Genomic DNA, 15270 nt, shown 5'->3' with positions numbered 1-15270 from the left:
CCCATGACCCTCGTCCTCCGCTACGCCGCCCGCTCCGACGTCGGCCGCGTCCGTGCCAAGAACGACGACTCCGCCTACGTGGGCCGTCATCTGGTCGTGCTCGCGGACGGCATGGGCGGGCACGTGGGCGGCGACGTGGCAAGCGCGTCCACGGTGCTGGACCTGGCCCCGCTGGATGCGGTGGGCTACGAGGACCCGGCCACGGTGCTGCCGGACGAGATCCAGAACGCCAACCTGATCCTCAACGAGCTGGTGCACGCCAACCCCAAGCTCGCCGGCATGGGCACCACGTGCACCGCCGCCCTGCTCGCGGGGACCACGCTGCACATCGCGCACATCGGCGACTCCCGTGCCTACCGGCTCGCGAACGGCGAGTTCTCCCAGGTCACCACGGACCACACGTTCGTGCAGAAGCTCGTGGACGAGGGGCGTCTCGAGGCCGGGGAGGCCCCGTTCCATCCGAACAAGAACGTGCTCATGCGCGTGCTCGGCGACGTGGACGCCTCCCCCGAGCTGGACGTGTTCGAGGTGCCCGTCGCCCCCGGAGAGCGCTGGCTGTTCTGCTCGGACGGCCTCACGGACGTGGTCTCCCCCGAGAAGATCCACGAGGTGCTGCGGGACTCGGAGGCTCTCAACCAGGCCGTCGACACCCTCGTGGACCTGACCCTCAAGGGCGGCGCCCCGGACAACGTCACCGTGGTGGCGTTCGAGATCGCGGAGGGCACGGCGGAGGAGCTGGCCCCCGTCCCGGACGTCCACCTGTCCGAGCAGGCCCTCGCCGCGGCCCACCCGCCCGAGGTCGGCCCGGTCTCCGGCCTGCTGCTGCGCGAGGACCTGGACGCACGACCCCACCTGCTCGTCGGCGCGGCCTCCAACGCTGTGAGGACCGATCGCATCCCCGTGGTCACCCGCAGCTCCACGCGCCGCCGCGCCGCTGCCCTGCTCGGCGAGACGCCCGTGCCGGAGAACCGTCCCCGGCGCACCGCGGCCGTCCTCACGGACGGGCCGGATCCCGACGTCGCCGCGCGCCCGGACCCGTCCGCCCCGCCCGCCGCGCCGCGCGGCACCGCGGCCGCCGTCGGCTCCTCCTCCGCCGCCACACCGGCCGCCACCGCTGCCGACCAGCCGTCCGACGAGGCCGCCGAGGCGTCGGCCACGGCCCCCACCCCGGCCCCGGCGACCTCCGGGCCCGCCGGCGGCCCCGAGGACGGGGCCGCGCGTCGGCGGCGTGGAAAGGACGACCGCCCGGTGCAGTACCGCCGCGGCTGGTTCATCCCCGTGTTCACCACGCTGCTCGCCCTCACCCTCGCGGCCGTGGCCGTGTGGGGCTACCTGTGGACCCAGACGCAGTACTACGTGGGGGCCAACGACGGCCGGATCGCCGTGTTCAAGGGCGTCTCCCAGCGGCTGGGCCCGCTCGAGCTGTCCCACGTGGACCGCCAGACCGACCTCCCGGTGGACGCGCTGCCCGCGTACGCACGCGACCGCGTGAACGCCGGCATGCCCGCCCGGGACGTGGACCACGCGGAGCAGATCGTCGCCGAGCTGCGCGACTCGCTGCACCCGAACGCCCCCGCCCCCGCCGGTGAGCCCTCCGAGCGGGCCCGGCCGAGCACGACGCCGTCGTCGTCCTCCGCCCGCCCCTCGGACGCGTCCGGCTCCACCGCGCCGACGAGCCCGGCGTCGTCCCCGAGCGCGACGGGAGGTGAGGCCCCGTGACCGAGGTGATCTCCCCCGCACGCCCGCGCCGGAACATCGAACTGGTCCTGCTGCTGGCCGCCCTGACCATCGCCCTGGGGGCGGACCTGCTGGGCATGATCGGCACGGATGCCCCGCTGGACTCCACCGCCTGGGTGCCGCTGGGCATCTTCGGCGCCGCCACCCTCGTGCTGCACGTGGTCCTGCGGCTGCGGGCCCCCTACGCGGACCCGTTCATGCTGCCGATCACCGCCCTGCTCAACGGGCTGGGCCTGGCCATGATCCACCGGCTGAGCCAGGACGCCGCGATGGCCAACCCCACCTCGCAGCTCGTGTGGTCCGTCCTGGCCGTCCTGGTGGCCTCCGCCCTGGTGTTCCTGGTGCGCGACCACCGGGTGCTGCGGCGCTGGCCCTACCTGTTCCTCGCCGCGTCCGGCGTGCTGCTGCTCCTGCCGCTCGTGCCCGGGCTGGGCCTGAGCATGTACGGGGCGCGGATCTGGATCGACGTCGGATTCGGCACCTTCCAGCCCGGCGAGATCGCCAAGATCACGCTGGCCATCTTCTTCGCCGGCTACCTCTCCGCGAACCGCGACCTGATCCTGCTGGCCGGCCGCCGTGTGGGCCCGGTGACCTTCCCCCGAGCCCGGGACCTCGGCCCGTTGCTGGCCGGCTGGCTCCTGGCGCTCGGCGTGCTCGTGTTCCAGCGCGACCTGGGCTCGGCCCTGCTGTTCTTCGGCATGTTCATGGCGATGCTCTACATCGCCACGTCCCGCGCCTCCTGGATCCTCCTCGGCCTGGGCCTGATCGCCTTCGGCGCGGCGCTGGCGTTCCTGTTCATGCCGCACGTGACCGCCAGGTTCGAGATCTGGCTGAGGGCCTTCGACCCCGAGATCTACCATCGCGACTTCGGCGGCTCCTACCAGGTCGTCCAGGGCCTGTTCGCGATGGCCTCGGGCGGGCTGATGGGCACCGGCCTGGGCGCGGGCAACCCCACCCAGGTGCCGCTGTCCTTCTCGGACATGATCCTCACGGCCATCGGCGAGGAGCTCGGCTTCGTGGGCCTGGCCGCCGTGCTCGTCCTGTACCTCCTGCTCGTCACCCGCATGATGCGCGCCGCCCTCGGCGTGCGCGACGCGTTCGGCAAGGTGCTCGCCTCCGGCCTGGCCTTCACCATGGCGTGGCAGGTGTTCGTGGTGATGGGCGGCGTGACCCTCGTGCTGCCGCTCACCGGCCTCACGACGCCGTTCCTCGCCGCCGGCGGCTCGTCGCTGCTGGCCAACTGGATCATCGTGGGGCTCGTGCTGCGCATCTCGAACGCCGCCCGCCGTCCCGTGGTCGTGGACGGGATGGTCAACGCGTCCGGGCCCGGCGCCGGCCACCTCGACCCCGGCACGGCGCTCCCGGCGGCGGCCGTGCCCCCGGGAGGAGGTGAGGAGCGGTGAACGAGGCGATCCGACGCACGTGGACCGTCATGGCGGCCATGATCCTGGTGCTCGCGCTGGCCGCGTCCGTCATCCAGGTGCTGGCCGCGGACCAGCTCAAGACGCACGCCCTGAACTCGCGGCAGATGTTCCTGGAGTTCGGCGCCCCGCGCGGGCCGATCCTCGTGGACGGCGAGCCGATTGCCGAGTCCGTCCCCTCCGACGACGCGTACCACTACCAGCGCGTCTACCACGAGCCCGAGCTGTACGCCCCGCTCACGGGCTTCTATTCGCTCACCTACGGCACCGACGGGCTGGAGGCGGCCATGAACGAGCAGCTCTCCGGCACCCCCACGTCCCAGTTCGTGGACCGCGCCATGGAGATCATCACGGGTGCCACGCCTGAGGGCGACCAGGTGGAGCTGACGATCGACCCCGAGCTGCAGCGCCTGGCGTACGACGCGCTCCCGGACGGCGTGCGCGCCTCCGCCGTGGTCACGGACCCGACGACAGGCGAGATCCTGGCCATGGTGTCGAAGCCGAGCTTCGACTCCAACGCGCTCTCCTCGCACAGCCCGGCCGAGGCGCAGGCGGCCATGGCCGCGATCGACCAGATCCCCGGTGCCAGCGCGTACCGCAACCGCGCCGCGGAGCAGCTCGTGTCCCCCGGCTCCACGTTCAAGCTGATCGACGCGGTGGCCATGCTCGAGTCCGGTGACTACACCCCGGACGGGACGGTGGACATCCCCGCCGCGTGGACGCTGCCCGGCACGACCACGGAGCTGCCCAACTACGACGGCTCACCGTGCAACACCGTGGGGCGTCAGACCCTCACGTGGGCGCTGGCGCAGTCCTGCAACACGCCGTTCGCCATGGCCGCCGTCGAGCTGGGCCAGGACCGGATCCGGGAGGTCGCCGAGCGGTTCGGCTTCAACGACTCCTTCGACTACCCGCTGCCCGTGACCGGCTCCGTGTTCCCCTCCGACCTGGACGACGCCGCGCTGGCGCAGTCCTCGATCGGCCAGCGGGACGTGCAGGCCACCGCGCTGCAGATGGCCATGGTGGCCGCCGGCATCGCGAACGACGGCGTGGTCATGGAGCCGCAGCTGATCAAGGCGGTTCGCCGTTCGGACCTCACCACGGTGCAGGAGTTCAGCCCCCGTGAGCGCGGCCGGGCCACGACCCCCGAGGTGGCCGGGCAGGTCTCGGACATGATGGTCTCGGCGGTGGAGGACGGCATCCTGGGATCCGTGCAGTCGGACACGGTGCGGATCGCGGCGAAGTCGGGCACGGCCGAGGTCGGGGACACGGGCAACGTGCACTCCTGGATCACCGGCTTCGACGCGAGCGAGAACCCCCGGGCGGCCGTGACGATCGTGGTGGAGGACGAGCCGCCGGGGGTTGGACATCAGACAATCGTCAGTGGCATGAAGGCAATCATGGAAGCGGTGGTCACGGAATGAGGCCGACATCGGGCATCACCCTCGGCGGCAGGTACCAGTTGACCGATCGCATCGCGATCGGCGGCATGGGCGAGGTGTGGAAGGCCCGGGACAAGGTCCTGGGCCGGATCACCGCCGTGAAGATCCTCAAGGAGGAGTACACAGGTGACCCCAACTTCCTGCGCCGCTTCCGGGCGGAGGCCCAGCACACCGCGCTGCTGAACCACCCCGGCGTCGCCAACGTCTACGACTACGGCGAGGAGAAGGGCTCCGCCTACCTCGTCATGGAGCTCGTGCCGGGCCAGCCGCTGTCCTCCATCCTCGAGAAGGAGAAGGTGCTCTCCCCCGAGCGGACCCTGCGGATCATCGCGCAGACGGCGGCCGCGCTCTCGGCGGCCCACGCCCAGGGGCTCGTGCACCGCGACGTCAAGCCCGGCAACCTCATGATCACGCCCACCGGCCGGGTGAAGGTGACGGACTTCGGCATCGCGCGCCTGGCGGACCAGGTCCCGCTCACGGCCACCGGCCAGGTGATGGGCACCGCCCAGTACCTCGCGCCCGAGCAGGCCACGGGGCAGCAGGCCACCGGCTCCTCCGACCTCTACTCGCTGGGCATCATCGGCTACGAGGCCCTCGCCGGGCATCGCCCGTTCACGGGCGAGTCCCAGATCGCGATCGCCCTCGCCCAGGTCAACGACACCCCGCCGCCCCTGCCGGACACCGTCCCGGCCCCGGTGCGCGCCCTGATCATGTGCATGCTCTCGAAGGACCCCAAGGAGCGGCCCTCGGATGCGACCGCGCTCTCGGAGGCCGCCGACGCGCTGCGTCGCAAGGACACCCGCGGCGCCGTGGAGGCCGTGCCCGGCCTGGCCGTCTTCCTCGAGGAGCAGGGCGTGGCCGACCCCTCGGGCGCCGAGACCGCTCCCCTGGACTACGACGGCCTGCGCACCACCCACCCGCGCACCGAGGGCATCCGGACGGACGGCTCTCCCGCCACCGCGGCGCTGCCGGTGACCGCGGCCCAGCCCCGCACCGACGACGCCGCCCGCGGCCCCGGCGCCGCCGGTGCGGCGGCCGTGGGCGCGGCCGGCGCCGCCGCGAGCGCGAGCACGCGCGACCACGAGATCGCCGCCGTGCGCGACCAGCAGACCCGCCCGGGCGACGTCGTGGACCCGGGCCCGCCCGCCGGGGGCGGCTCCGCGCCCGCCCGCCGGCGACGCGCCAACCCCTGGCCGCTGTGGGCGCTGCTCGGTCTCGTGGTGTTCGCCCTGCTGGGGGCGCTGCTGTGGCCGCTGCTCACGGGTGGCCGCGGCGACGGCGGCTCGGCGCCGGCGACCTCGCAGGAGGAGTCGTCCGTGAACGTGGACCCGGAGGCGTACAAGGGTCGCCCCGTGAGCGAGGTGCGCGCCGAGCTCGAGGGCCTCGGCCTGGCGGTGCGCGAGGAGGACCGCGACGCGCAGAGCCCGCAGGGCACCGTCGAGGAGATCAACCCCGTGGGGGCGCTGCAGCGCGGTGAGACCGTCACGCTGGCCGTCTCCACCGGGGAGGGCGTCATCCCGGAGGGCCTCGTGGGCCAGCCCGTGGACAGCGCGATCCAGACGCTGCGCGACCGCGGCTTCACCGTGGACCGGGTGGACGACCCGTCCGCCGACGGCGCCGACGGCGAGGTGGTGCGCGTGGTGCCCGGCGAGGGCGAGCGTCACCGCTACGACACGCACGTGCAGCTGATCGTGGCCACCGGCGGGTCCGACGCCGCGCCGACCCGCGAGGCCTCCCAGCCCGCCTCGGAGCCGGTGCCCAGCGCGTCGGAGGAGCCGAGCAGCGAGCCGAGCCCGTCGGCCTCGGACGAGCCCAGCCCGTCCCCCACCGCCGAATCCCCGACGGCCACCGCCGACCCGGAGCCCACGCAGGAGCCGACCGAGGAGCCGACGACACCCACGGGGGATCCGACGACGGAGTCCTCCGGGGAGTCCACGGCGCCGACGGGCGAGCCCACCACCGACCCGTCCGCTGACGCGCGTGGTGCGGAGGCCTCGTCCGCCGACGCCACGCCCTCCGCTTGAGCGGCGGGCGGGACGGGCACGCGGACGTGTCTGTGGATGAGCAGAGGACCCTGAACGGGCGGTACCGGATCGGTGAGCTGATCGGGCGCGGCGGCATGGCGGACGTCTTCCGCGGCGAGGACCTGCGGCTGCACCGCCCGGTGGCGGTGAAGCTGATGCGCCGGGATCTGGCGCGCGACCCGCACTTCCAGGCGCGCTTCCGCAAGGAGGCGCGCTCGGCGGCCTCCCTGAACCACCCCTCGATCGTCTCCGTGTACGACACGGGCGAGGTCTCCCTCGAGGACGGCCTCCATCCGGTGGACTGCCCGTTCCTGGTGATGGAGCTCGTCTCCGGCCGGACGCTGCGGGAGATCCTGCACGCCGAGGGCGCCGTGGGCCCGGACCGCGCCGTGGCCTGGACCCGGGGCGTGCTGGAAGCGCTCGAGCACGCGCACGAGGAGGACATCGTCCACCGCGACGTGAAGCCCGCGAACGTCATGGTCACGGACACGGGCACCGTGAAGGTGATGGACTTCGGGATCGCCCACGCGCTGGCAGACACCTCCGCCACCACGTCGCAGACCCAGGCCGTGGTGGGCACGGCCCTCTATCTGGCCCCGGAGCAGGCGACGGGCCGCACCGTGGACGGCCGCGCCGACCTCTACGCGGCCGGCTGCCTGCTGTTCGAGCTGCTCACGGGCCGGCCCCCCTTCACGGGCGACACGCCGCTGGCCGTGGCCTACCAGCACGTGCGCGAGGAGCCGCCGGCGCCCTCCGACGTCGACCCCGACCTGCCGCCCGCGTTCGACCCCGTGGTGCTGCGCGCCCTGCGCAAGGATCCACAGGACCGGTTCCCCACCGGCGCCGCGTTCCTCGCGGCCCTCGAGGAGGCCGCCGCGGATCCGCACGCCGGCCCCGGCCGTCACACCCCGCCGCTCGATGCCGTCCATCCCGCCCTCGTCGGCGCGGGTGGCGCGGTGCTGGGCGCCACGCCCGCGGAGCACGGGGCCGACGTCGCCGACGTGCCGACGGCCGCGGTCCCGCTGACCCGGCCGGCGCCCTCCGTCCCGGCCGAGCCGGACACCGCGCAGCCCCAGGCGGTGAACCACGCCGTGGCGGGTGCGGGACTGCCCGGCGCCGCCTCGGCCGCGCAGCTGGCCGCCGCCGCCGCCATGGACGGCCCCCGACCGGTGACCGGCGGCCAGCCGGTGACGCCCGGTGCAGCCGCGACGCCCCGGCCCGAACCGCCGCCCCGAGACACGCCGGCACCGGCGACGGCCACACCCCGTCGTGTCCGCCGTCGCGTCCGCCGGCGCACGCTCCTGGCGGCCGGCGTGGTCCTGGTCGCGCTGGCCCTGGTCCTGGCGCCGTGGCTCGCGGCGGCCCTGCGCACCACCGCGGAGGTGCCCGCGGTGGTGGGGCTGCAGCAGGATGAGGCGGTCGCGGCGCTCGAGGACGCAGGCCTGGTGGCCGTCGTCTCGTCCGCGTACATGGCCGACGCCCCGGACGGGACCGTCACCCAGAGCGACCCGCCGACGGGCACGGAGGTGCCCCGCGGGGCCGAGGTGCGGATCCGGGTGTCCCGCGGCGAGGAGGGCATCGCGCTGTCCGACTCCCTGCACGGGCTGTCCGAGGACGCGGCCCGCCGCGAGCTGGAACGGCTGGGCCTGCGCGTCTCCTCCGTGCAGTACCAGGACGACGGCCGACTCGAGCGCGGGCTGCTCGCCCGCACCGACCCCGCGATGGGCACCCACGTGCCGCCCGGCTCCTCCGTGGTGCTGCACCTGTCCAGCGGCATGGTCGCCGTGCCGGACGTGGTGGGGATGAGCGCTCCGGACGCGCGGCGTCAGCTGGCGCTGAGTGCCCCCGAGCTGCGCGTGCGGATCCAGGACGAGGACGGCGCGACCACCGACACCGGCACGGTCGTGGCCCAGGATCCGCCCGCCGGCGTCCGCGTGGACAACCGTTCGTCCCTGACCCTGACGACTTCCTCGTGGATCGCGCCCACGGCCGAGCCCTCCGAGCCGGCGCCGCCGTCCAGCGAGGCGCCCGAGCCCACGCCGTCGGCGTCCACGTCACCGAGCCCCCCGTCGTCGGAGAGCCCCGAGCCCTCCGAGAGCCCCGAGCCCTCCGAGAGCGCGGAGCCGTCGCCCTCGCCGTCCGCCTCGGCCACGCCCAGCCCCGAGCCGACGACGACCGCGACGCCGTCGCCGACGCAGAGCCCGTCGCCGCCGTCGGCGGCCCCGTCGACCTCGTCGGAGCCGACCGAGCAGTCGCCGAGCACCTCGCCCACCGCGACGCCGGTGGACCCGCTGCCGACGCTGACGCCGGACCCCGAGCCCTCGATCGACCCGCCGCCGTCCACCTGAGCGGACGGGGCGCCGTCGGACCCGCGAACCGGGCCCCGGGACCGGTCAGTCCTGGCGGACGAGGGGCGAGAGCCGGCCGCCGCGCTCGGCGGCCCCGGAGAGCCCCACGGACTCGAGCCAGTTGCCGAGCATCCGGTACCCGCCCTCGGTGAGGACGGACTCGGGGTGGAACTGCACGCCCCACAGGGGCGCGGTGCGGTGGGCCAGACCCATCACGACGCCGTCCTCGGTCTCGGCGGTGATCTCCAGGACCGCCTCGTCCACGGTGGGCCGCACGGTGGCCAGCGAGTGGTAGCGGGTGGCGGTGAACGGCGAGGGGACGCCCTCGAACATGGGGTGCTCGCCGTGGCGGACCAGGGACGTCTTGCCGTGCATGAGGGACTCCGCGTGCGTCACGGTCGCGCCGAACGCCTCCGCGATGGCCTGGTGCCCCAGGCACACCCCGAAGAGCGGGCGGCCGCCGTCGGCGGCGGAGCGGATGAGGTCGAGGGAGACACCGGCGTCGGCGGGCGCGCCCGGCCCGGGCGAGATGAGCACGGCCGTGTGCTCGGCCGCGAGCTCGAGGGCGCGGGCGGGGGTGACCTCGTCGTTGCGGATCACGGTGGTGCGGGCCCCGAGCTGCTCGAGGTAGCCCACCAGGGTGTAGACGAAGCTGTCGTAGTTGTCGACGACGAGGACGGAGACCTCGGGGCTCTGCACGGGGGCGCTCTTTCCTCCCCGCCGCGTGGGAGCGGGGTGCATAGACTGGCCGGGCACGTCGCTGACCCCGGTCCTGGGCAGGTCAGCAGGATACCGTCCCCGCCCCGGTCTCCGCCGGTGGGGGCGCCCACCACCCCCCCACCCGAGGAGAAGACCCGTGGCAGCACCCGCCGGCAAGCGCAAGGACTCGGCCCGTCGGAAGCGCGAGGAGCTCGAGGCCGCGCGCCGCAGCCGCTCCGCCGTGCGGACGGACCTCGGGGACGTGGACCCGGGTCCGAAGCCCCTCTCCCCCGTGTACAAGGCCGTGATGTTCGGCCTGCTGATCCTCGGCCTGCTCTGGATCATCGTCTACTACCTGACCCAGGGCCTCCTCCCGATCGTGCAGATCGGCGGCTGGAACATCCTCGTGGGCTTCGGCATCGCGCTCGTCGGGTTCCTGATGATGTCCCGCTGGAGCGAATGACACGCGTGTAGTTCTCCACAGCGGTGGACAACCCTGTGGATGGGGGATCCGCACGATCCGGCCCGGAGACGAGTTGTCCCCGGAGTTGTCCACAGGTGTGGACACCCCTGTGGGAAGAAGTGCACACCCACCTGTGGAGAACTCCGGGGACGGTCGGGGAAGACGGCCTACCCGAGCAGGCCGGCCACCGTGACCCGTGCGGCGCCGAGCACCGTGAGCGCCGCCAGCGCCGCCGCCACGACCACGAGGCCGGCCACCTGGGCGCCCACGGACGGCACGCGCGCGCGGCCGGGCCGCAGCCCGCCGGCCAGGGAGAACACGACGGCGACGACGGCGCCCGTCAGCAGCCCGCCCATGTGCACCTGCCAGGCCACCCCGGGCAGCAGGAACGAGAACACGAGGTTCAGGCCGATCAGCACGGCGATCGAGCGCACCTGCCCGCCCCGCACCCGGGTGAGCAGGAACAGGGCCGCGAACATGCCGTACACGGCGCCGGACGCCCCGACGACGGGCTGCAGCGGGTCCGAGACCCACAGTGCGAACACCGCACCGCCCACGGCGGAGAGCACGTAGAGGGCGAGGAACCGCCACCAGCCCAGCGCGGGCTCGAGCACGCGCCCGATCACCCACAGCGCGAGCATGTTCAGCAGCAGGTGCGTGGGGCCGGAGACGTCGTGCACGAGCGCGTAGGAGGCCATCCGCCACGGCTCCATGCCGTACGGGGACGTGTAGAGCCCGGCGTACCAGAGCGCCTCGGTCACGCCGGACGCCTGATCCCGGGTCATCCACTGCGCCGCATAGACCACCGTCGTGACCGCCAGCAGGATCCAGGTGACGGGCGAGGCGGTGAAGCCCGTCCGCCGTCGGGCCGGGACCGACGCGGCGGCGCCGGCGGGGGCCACCGTCGGAGCAGGGCCGGCCACGACGCCGGACGCACAGTCCACGCAGACCGGTCCGGCCGCGGAGCCGGGACGCTGGCAGTCGAGGCACGCGGGGCGCCGGCAGACGGCGCAGCGCACATACGCGGCACGGCCCGGATGCCGCGGGCACACCGGGGGTGTGCCGTCCGCGGAGTCCGGGCCGTGCGGGTCAGAGGGGGTGGTGCTCACCGAGGGGCTGCTCAGGCCTCGTCGATGTCGATGGACTCGATGACGACGTCCTCGAGCGGGCGGTCACGGGGATCGGTGGCGACGGCGTTGAGCTCGTCCACGACCTTCTGGGAGGCCTCGTCCTTCACCTCGCCGAAGATGGTGTGCTTGCCGTTGAGCCAGCCGGTGGGCACGGAGGTGATGAAGAACTGCGAGCCGTTGGTGCCGGGGCCGGCGTTGGCCATGGCCAGCAGGTAGGGACGGTCGAACTGCAGCTCGGGGTGGATCTCGTCGCCGAACTGGTAGCCGGGGCCGCCGATGCCCATGCCGAGCGGGTCGCCGCCCTGGATCATGAAGTCCTTGATGATGCGGTGGAACACGGTGCCGGAGTACAGCGGGGCGCCGTTGTTCTTCTCACCGGTCTGCGGGTGGGTCCACTCCTGCTCGCCGGTGGCGAGACCCACGAAGTTCTTCACGGTCTTCGGGGCGTGGTTGCCGAACAGCTCGACGACGATGTCGCCGTGGTTCGTGTGGATGGTCGCGGTGTGCGTCTTGTTCGCCATGCGCCCCATTGTTCCATCCGCGGCGGCGGGTCGTCCGGATCCCGCCGTCCGGGGGCGGGTCTTCCGCGATCGGCGTACGCACTCCCGGCGTGCCGGGACCCGTGCCACGGCGGGGGTCGGCCACTAGGCTGGGCCTCGAGGACCACCGCGTTCAACGACCATCCAGAACTCACGGGAGGCATCACATGGCTCGCAAGACCCTGCACGACGAGATCCAGCACGACGGCGGCGCGAACGCGTTCGTCGCACGCCAGGCGGAGAACCTGCGCCACTGGGCCGCCCCGAAGGTGGAGTCCACCCGCGCCTGGAGCGAGGTGGCGGCGGCCTACGGGCTGATCGGCGGCTCCGCCGCGGCCGAGGAGGGCCGCCGCAAGGCCCAGGACGCCAAGAAGGAGTACGGCCCCGTGGTCGAGCGCGGGGCGCGGAAGGCCGGCGAGGCCGTCGCGCACCAGTACGGGCTGCTGGCCCCCGCCGTCGCCAAGGGCGTGGACACCGTCCAGGACTTCCTCGAGCACCTGCAGGCCCAGGCGCAGGACGCCGGCCACGAGGTGCAGCAGCAGTTCGCCGCGGCGCGCAAGGACGCTGAGAAGGCCGCGAAGAAGGGCCGCCGTCGTGGGGGCCGCAAGGCCAAGCAGCTGCGCCGGGACGGCCGCCAGGCCGCCAAGGGCCTGCGCAAGGACGCGAAGAAGGCCGCCAAGGGCGCCCGCAAGGACGCGCAGCGGTCCGCCGCCCTGTTCAGCGACCGTGCCGGTCAGGCCAAGGACGCCGCCGCGGCGGGCGGCCTGACCCTCGCCGGCCTCCTCGCCACGGGTCTGTCCGCGCTGCAGGAGCAGGGCGGGAAGGTGGCCCCGCAGGTGCAGGCCCGCCTGGCCGACGCCGGCGACTACGCCCAGCGCCGCAAGGAGGAGGTCCTCCCCGTGGCCGCCGCCCGCCTGGCCGACGGCGCCGCGCACGCCCGCAAGACCGCCCACGACGTCGAGGTCCCGGACGCCCTGGAGCAGGCCCTGATCAAGCTCACCGGGGACAAGGCGATCGTGCAGCGCCTGCGCCAGGGCGCCGAGCAGTACGCCGGCGCCGCCGAGAAGGACCTGAACCGTGCCGCCGGTCGCCGGGCCTCCCGCTCGGGCGGCCGCGCCTGGATCGTCGCGGGCATGGCGGCCGCCGCCGCCGGCGCCGGCTTCGCCCTGTGGCGCCTGACCAAGCCGGTGCAGGATCCGTGGACCGCCCCGGTGCCGGGCCCGATCACCGCGAACATCCCGGTGGTGGAGGCCAACAACCCCTACGCCCAGCAGCAGAAGGTCGTGGCCGAGGCCGGCTCGGCCGCGGCGGGTCAGGGCGTGCGGGTGGACACCGCCACGCCGGACCCGGTGGCCGCCGCCAACGCGAAGGTGCTGGGCGTCCAGCCCGGGCAGCAGCGCTGACCCGCTCCCCCGCGCTCTGAGCGCGCCGCGGACGGCGACCGGCCCGCGCATCCTCGGCAGGACCGAGGGGGCGCGGGCCGGCGCGCGTCCGGGCGCAGGTCGGGGCGGGAGCCGGTGGGCCGCCGTCGAACGGGGCGCGGGCCTTGTCCACCGCCGGGAGCGCGCGGGAGGCTGGGAGCGCCCGGGATCCCGACGCCGGGCGGAGGAGTGATCTGCATGAGCACGACCCTGACCCTCTTCGGCCACTCGGCCGTCCGCCTCGAGAAGGCCGGTCGGCGCCTCGCGTTCGACCCCGGCGCGTTCAGCGACGCGGCGGTGCTGGACGGCGCGGATGCCGTCCTCGTGACGCACGGCCACCCGGACCACGTGGTCCCCGAGCAGCTGGCCAGGGCCGTGGCCGGCACGGAGGCGCACGTGTGGGCGCCACGGGATCTGACGGGGCCGCTAGCGGAGGCGGGGCTCGACGCCGGGCACGTGCACACGGCCGTGCCCGGGGAGACGTTCGAGGCCGCCGGCTTCCGGGTGGAGGTGCTCGGCGGGGAGCACGCGGTGATCCACGCCGAGGTGCCGCGCCCGGTCAACGTGTCCTACCTCGTGGACGGGGCCGTGCTGCACCCGGGCGACTCGTTCACGGTGCCGGACGCCGACGTCGAGGTGCTCCTGCTGCCCGCCGCGGCGCCGTGGCTGCGCATCGCGGACGTGGTGGACCAGATGCGGGCCATCGCGGCGACGCACACCCGCCCCATCCACGACGGCATCCTCAGCGAGGACGGCAAGGGCGTGGTGGACGGGGTGCTCTCGGGCCTCGCCGAGGGCGTGACCGACTACCGGCGCCTGGCCCCCGGGGAGCCCTGGACGTTCTGAGGCACGGGGAGGCGACGGCGGCCGCCCCGGGGCCGGTCACCAGCTGAGGGTGATCTCCAGCTCGGCGTCGCCGCCGTCCTCGACCTCGAGCTCCACCTCGAGGCCCACGCGGTCCGGGACGGTGACGACGACGTCGCGGCCGCCGTGCTCGACCCGCACCTCGTTCTGCCGGGAGAGCTGGTCGGCGAGGTCGCGCAGGCGTGCGGCGGCCTGCTCACGGCTGAGGGTCTGCTGCTGCTCGTGCTCAAAGAGGTCCTTGCCCATGGCACCGACGGTAGTCGCTGGGCGGGGTGCGCGCGACGGACGGGCCCCGGCGCGGCCGCGCCGGGGCCCGCGCGGGTCAGCGGGACGCGGCCGGGGCGAGGGCGGGATCGTCGTCGCGGTGGATCTCGAAGCCGGGTGCCCGGTAGGTGGGCTCCCGGCGCTTGAGGGCGCGGATGACGAGCAGGGTCACCGGCACGATGAGGATCTCCACGAGCGTCTTGTACGCGAAGCCGGTCACCGTGTAGTTCGCCAGTTCCAGCAGCGAGATGGTGCCGGCGTAGGCGATGGTGCAGAAGATCAGGGTGTCGAAGAACTGGCCGACCACGGTCGAGAGGATGAGCCGGAACGCCACGTGCCGTTCCTTCATGCGCTCCTTGAGGCGGACCACGATGGACGCGTTGAGCAGGGAGCCCACGAGGAACGCGACGACGCCGGCCACGGTGATCCGCAGCATGGGCGCGAGGGCCTGGTCCCACACCTCGAAGCCCTCGACGGGCGTGGTCCAGGAGACCACCGTGTAGGTGAGGGCGGCGAGCACGAGCATCGCGAAGCCGAGGACGATGGCGCGGCGGGCCCGGCGCCAGCCGTACACCTCGGCGAGGATGTCGCCGACGATGTACGCGAACGGGAACAGGAAGGCGCCGCCGTCGAAGATGAGGGGGCCGCCGTCGTAGAAGAGGTCGGAGATGACCGGGACGGTGGGGCCGTAGAAGAGCTTGGCCGCGGTGACGCCGGAGAGGATGAGGAGGGCGATGAAGACGCCCACGAAGATGTCGTAGTAGCTCGCGGGCACCCGGGCGTAGGCCGGAGTGCCCTGCCCAGAGGCGGGTCGGTCGGGGGACGGGGTGTCGATGGTGGTGTTCACCGGACCATCCAACACCACGCACGACGACGGCGGGCACGGTGGGCGGGTCCGGCGGCGGGGGTTCGGGGCAG

At 74.0% G+C, this 15270-nt stretch carries 13 protein-coding genes; 8 read left to right on the top strand and 5 right to left on the bottom strand.

Annotated elements, in window-relative coordinates:
• Positions 1 to 3: 3 nt before the first annotated feature.
• Genes B1A86_RS00110 through B1A86_RS00090 form a run of 5 tightly spaced genes read left to right on the top strand, consistent with a single transcriptional unit; the run spans position 4 to position 8972 of the window.
• Positions 4 to 1719: a PP2C family serine/threonine-protein phosphatase gene (locus B1A86_RS00110; RefSeq protein ID WP_078026172.1), complete on the top strand. Its 1716-nt coding sequence runs from the start codon at positions 4 to 6 to the stop codon at positions 1717 to 1719.
• Complete coding sequence (locus B1A86_RS00105) at positions 1716 to 3140, top strand: FtsW/RodA/SpoVE family cell cycle protein (RefSeq protein ID WP_060973821.1); 1425 nt, start codon at positions 1716 to 1718, stop codon at positions 3138 to 3140. Before B1A86_RS00110 ends, B1A86_RS00105 begins: the two co-directional genes overlap by 4 nt.
• Complete coding sequence (locus B1A86_RS00100) at positions 3137 to 4582, top strand: penicillin-binding protein 2 (protein ID WP_078026173.1); 1446 nt, start codon at positions 3137 to 3139, stop codon at positions 4580 to 4582. Before B1A86_RS00105 ends, B1A86_RS00100 begins: the two co-directional genes overlap by 4 nt.
• Positions 4579 to 6624 carry a protein kinase gene (locus tag B1A86_RS00095; RefSeq protein ID WP_138976826.1) on the top strand — a complete coding sequence of 682 codons (2046 nt, stop codon included), beginning with the start codon at positions 4579 to 4581 and terminating at the stop codon, positions 6622 to 6624. The genes B1A86_RS00100 and B1A86_RS00095 overlap by 4 nt, the downstream gene beginning before the upstream one ends.
• Before the next feature lie 32 nt (positions 6625 to 6656).
• The gene (locus B1A86_RS00090) at positions 6657 to 8972 is read left to right on the top strand and encodes a PASTA domain-containing protein (RefSeq protein WP_078025328.1); all 2316 of its coding nucleotides are present in this window, start codon (positions 6657 to 6659) and stop codon (positions 8970 to 8972) included.
• A gap of 45 nt (positions 8973 to 9017) precedes the next feature.
• Here B1A86_RS00090 and B1A86_RS00085 read toward each other — a convergent pair whose 3' ends face one another.
• A complete protein-coding gene (locus B1A86_RS00085) occupies positions 9018 to 9671 on the bottom strand; it encodes an aminodeoxychorismate/anthranilate synthase component II (protein WP_078025329.1) in 654 nt (217 codons plus the stop codon).
• Between the two features lie 157 nt (positions 9672 to 9828).
• On the opposite strand from B1A86_RS00085, the gene B1A86_RS00080 reads away from it, so the two are divergent.
• The gene (locus B1A86_RS00080; protein ID WP_078025330.1) at positions 9829 to 10134 is read left to right on the top strand and encodes a cell division protein CrgA; all 306 of its coding nucleotides are present in this window, start codon (positions 9829 to 9831) and stop codon (positions 10132 to 10134) included.
• A 167-nt stretch (positions 10135 to 10301) separates the two neighbouring features.
• On the opposite strand, the gene B1A86_RS00075 is transcribed toward B1A86_RS00080, so the two are convergent.
• On the bottom strand, positions 10302 to 11243 hold the full coding sequence (locus tag B1A86_RS00075) for a rhomboid family intramembrane serine protease (RefSeq protein WP_246836832.1): 942 nt from the start codon (positions 11241 to 11243) through the stop codon (positions 10302 to 10304).
• A gap of 11 nt (positions 11244 to 11254) precedes the next feature.
• The gene (locus B1A86_RS00070) at positions 11255 to 11785 is read right to left on the bottom strand and encodes a peptidylprolyl isomerase (protein ID WP_010079725.1); all 531 of its coding nucleotides are present in this window, start codon (positions 11783 to 11785) and stop codon (positions 11255 to 11257) included.
• 185 nt (positions 11786 to 11970) lie between these two features.
• Between B1A86_RS00070 and B1A86_RS00065 the strand changes: the two genes are divergently transcribed.
• Positions 11971 to 13206: a hypothetical protein gene (locus tag B1A86_RS00065; RefSeq protein ID WP_138976827.1), complete on the top strand. Its 1236-nt coding sequence runs from the start codon at positions 11971 to 11973 to the stop codon at positions 13204 to 13206.
• 216 nt (positions 13207 to 13422) lie between these two features.
• Positions 13423 to 14070 (top strand): MBL fold metallo-hydrolase, encoded by a 648-nt coding sequence (locus tag B1A86_RS00060; RefSeq protein WP_049145002.1) that lies wholly within the window; start codon positions 13423 to 13425, stop codon positions 14068 to 14070.
• Between the two features lie 36 nt (positions 14071 to 14106).
• Here the strand turns inward: B1A86_RS00060 and B1A86_RS00055 are convergent, their stop codons facing one another.
• Both B1A86_RS00055 and B1A86_RS00050 read right to left on the bottom strand, forming a co-directional pair.
• Positions 14107 to 14334, bottom strand: coding sequence for an amphi-Trp domain-containing protein (locus tag B1A86_RS00055; RefSeq protein ID WP_020624434.1), 228 nt, complete (start codon positions 14332 to 14334; stop codon positions 14107 to 14109).
• A 76-nt stretch (positions 14335 to 14410) separates the two neighbouring features.
• Positions 14411 to 15199, bottom strand: coding sequence for a queuosine precursor transporter (locus tag B1A86_RS00050; protein ID WP_078025332.1), 789 nt, complete (start codon positions 15197 to 15199; stop codon positions 14411 to 14413).
• Between the last annotated feature and the right edge of the window lie 71 nt (positions 15200 to 15270).

Origin of the sequence: Micrococcus sp. KBS0714, assembly GCF_002008305.4 — a bacterium.
Classification (GTDB): domain Bacteria; phylum Actinomycetota; class Actinomycetes; order Actinomycetales; family Micrococcaceae; genus Micrococcus; species Micrococcus luteus.
This window is presented reverse-complemented; position numbering and strand designations above follow the sequence as displayed.

Coding starts and splice junctions, on each gene's coding strand:
- B1A86_RS00110 (WP_078026172.1), top strand. CDS start 4: ATGACCCTCGTCCTCCGCTACGCCGCCCGCTCCGACGTCGGCCGCGTC.
- B1A86_RS00060 (WP_049145002.1), top strand. CDS start 13,423: ATGAGCACGACCCTGACCCTCTTCGGCCACTCGGCCGTCCGCCTCGAG.
- B1A86_RS00065 (WP_138976827.1), top strand. CDS start 11,971: ATGGCTCGCAAGACCCTGCACGACGAGATCCAGCACGACGGCGGCGCG.
- B1A86_RS00095 (WP_138976826.1), top strand. CDS start 4,579: ATGAGGCCGACATCGGGCATCACCCTCGGCGGCAGGTACCAGTTGACC.
- B1A86_RS00070 (WP_010079725.1), bottom strand. CDS start 11,785: ATGGCGAACAAGACGCACACCGCGACCATCCACACGAACCACGGCGAC.
- B1A86_RS00055 (WP_020624434.1), bottom strand. CDS start 14,334: ATGGGCAAGGACCTCTTTGAGCACGAGCAGCAGCAGACCCTCAGCCGT.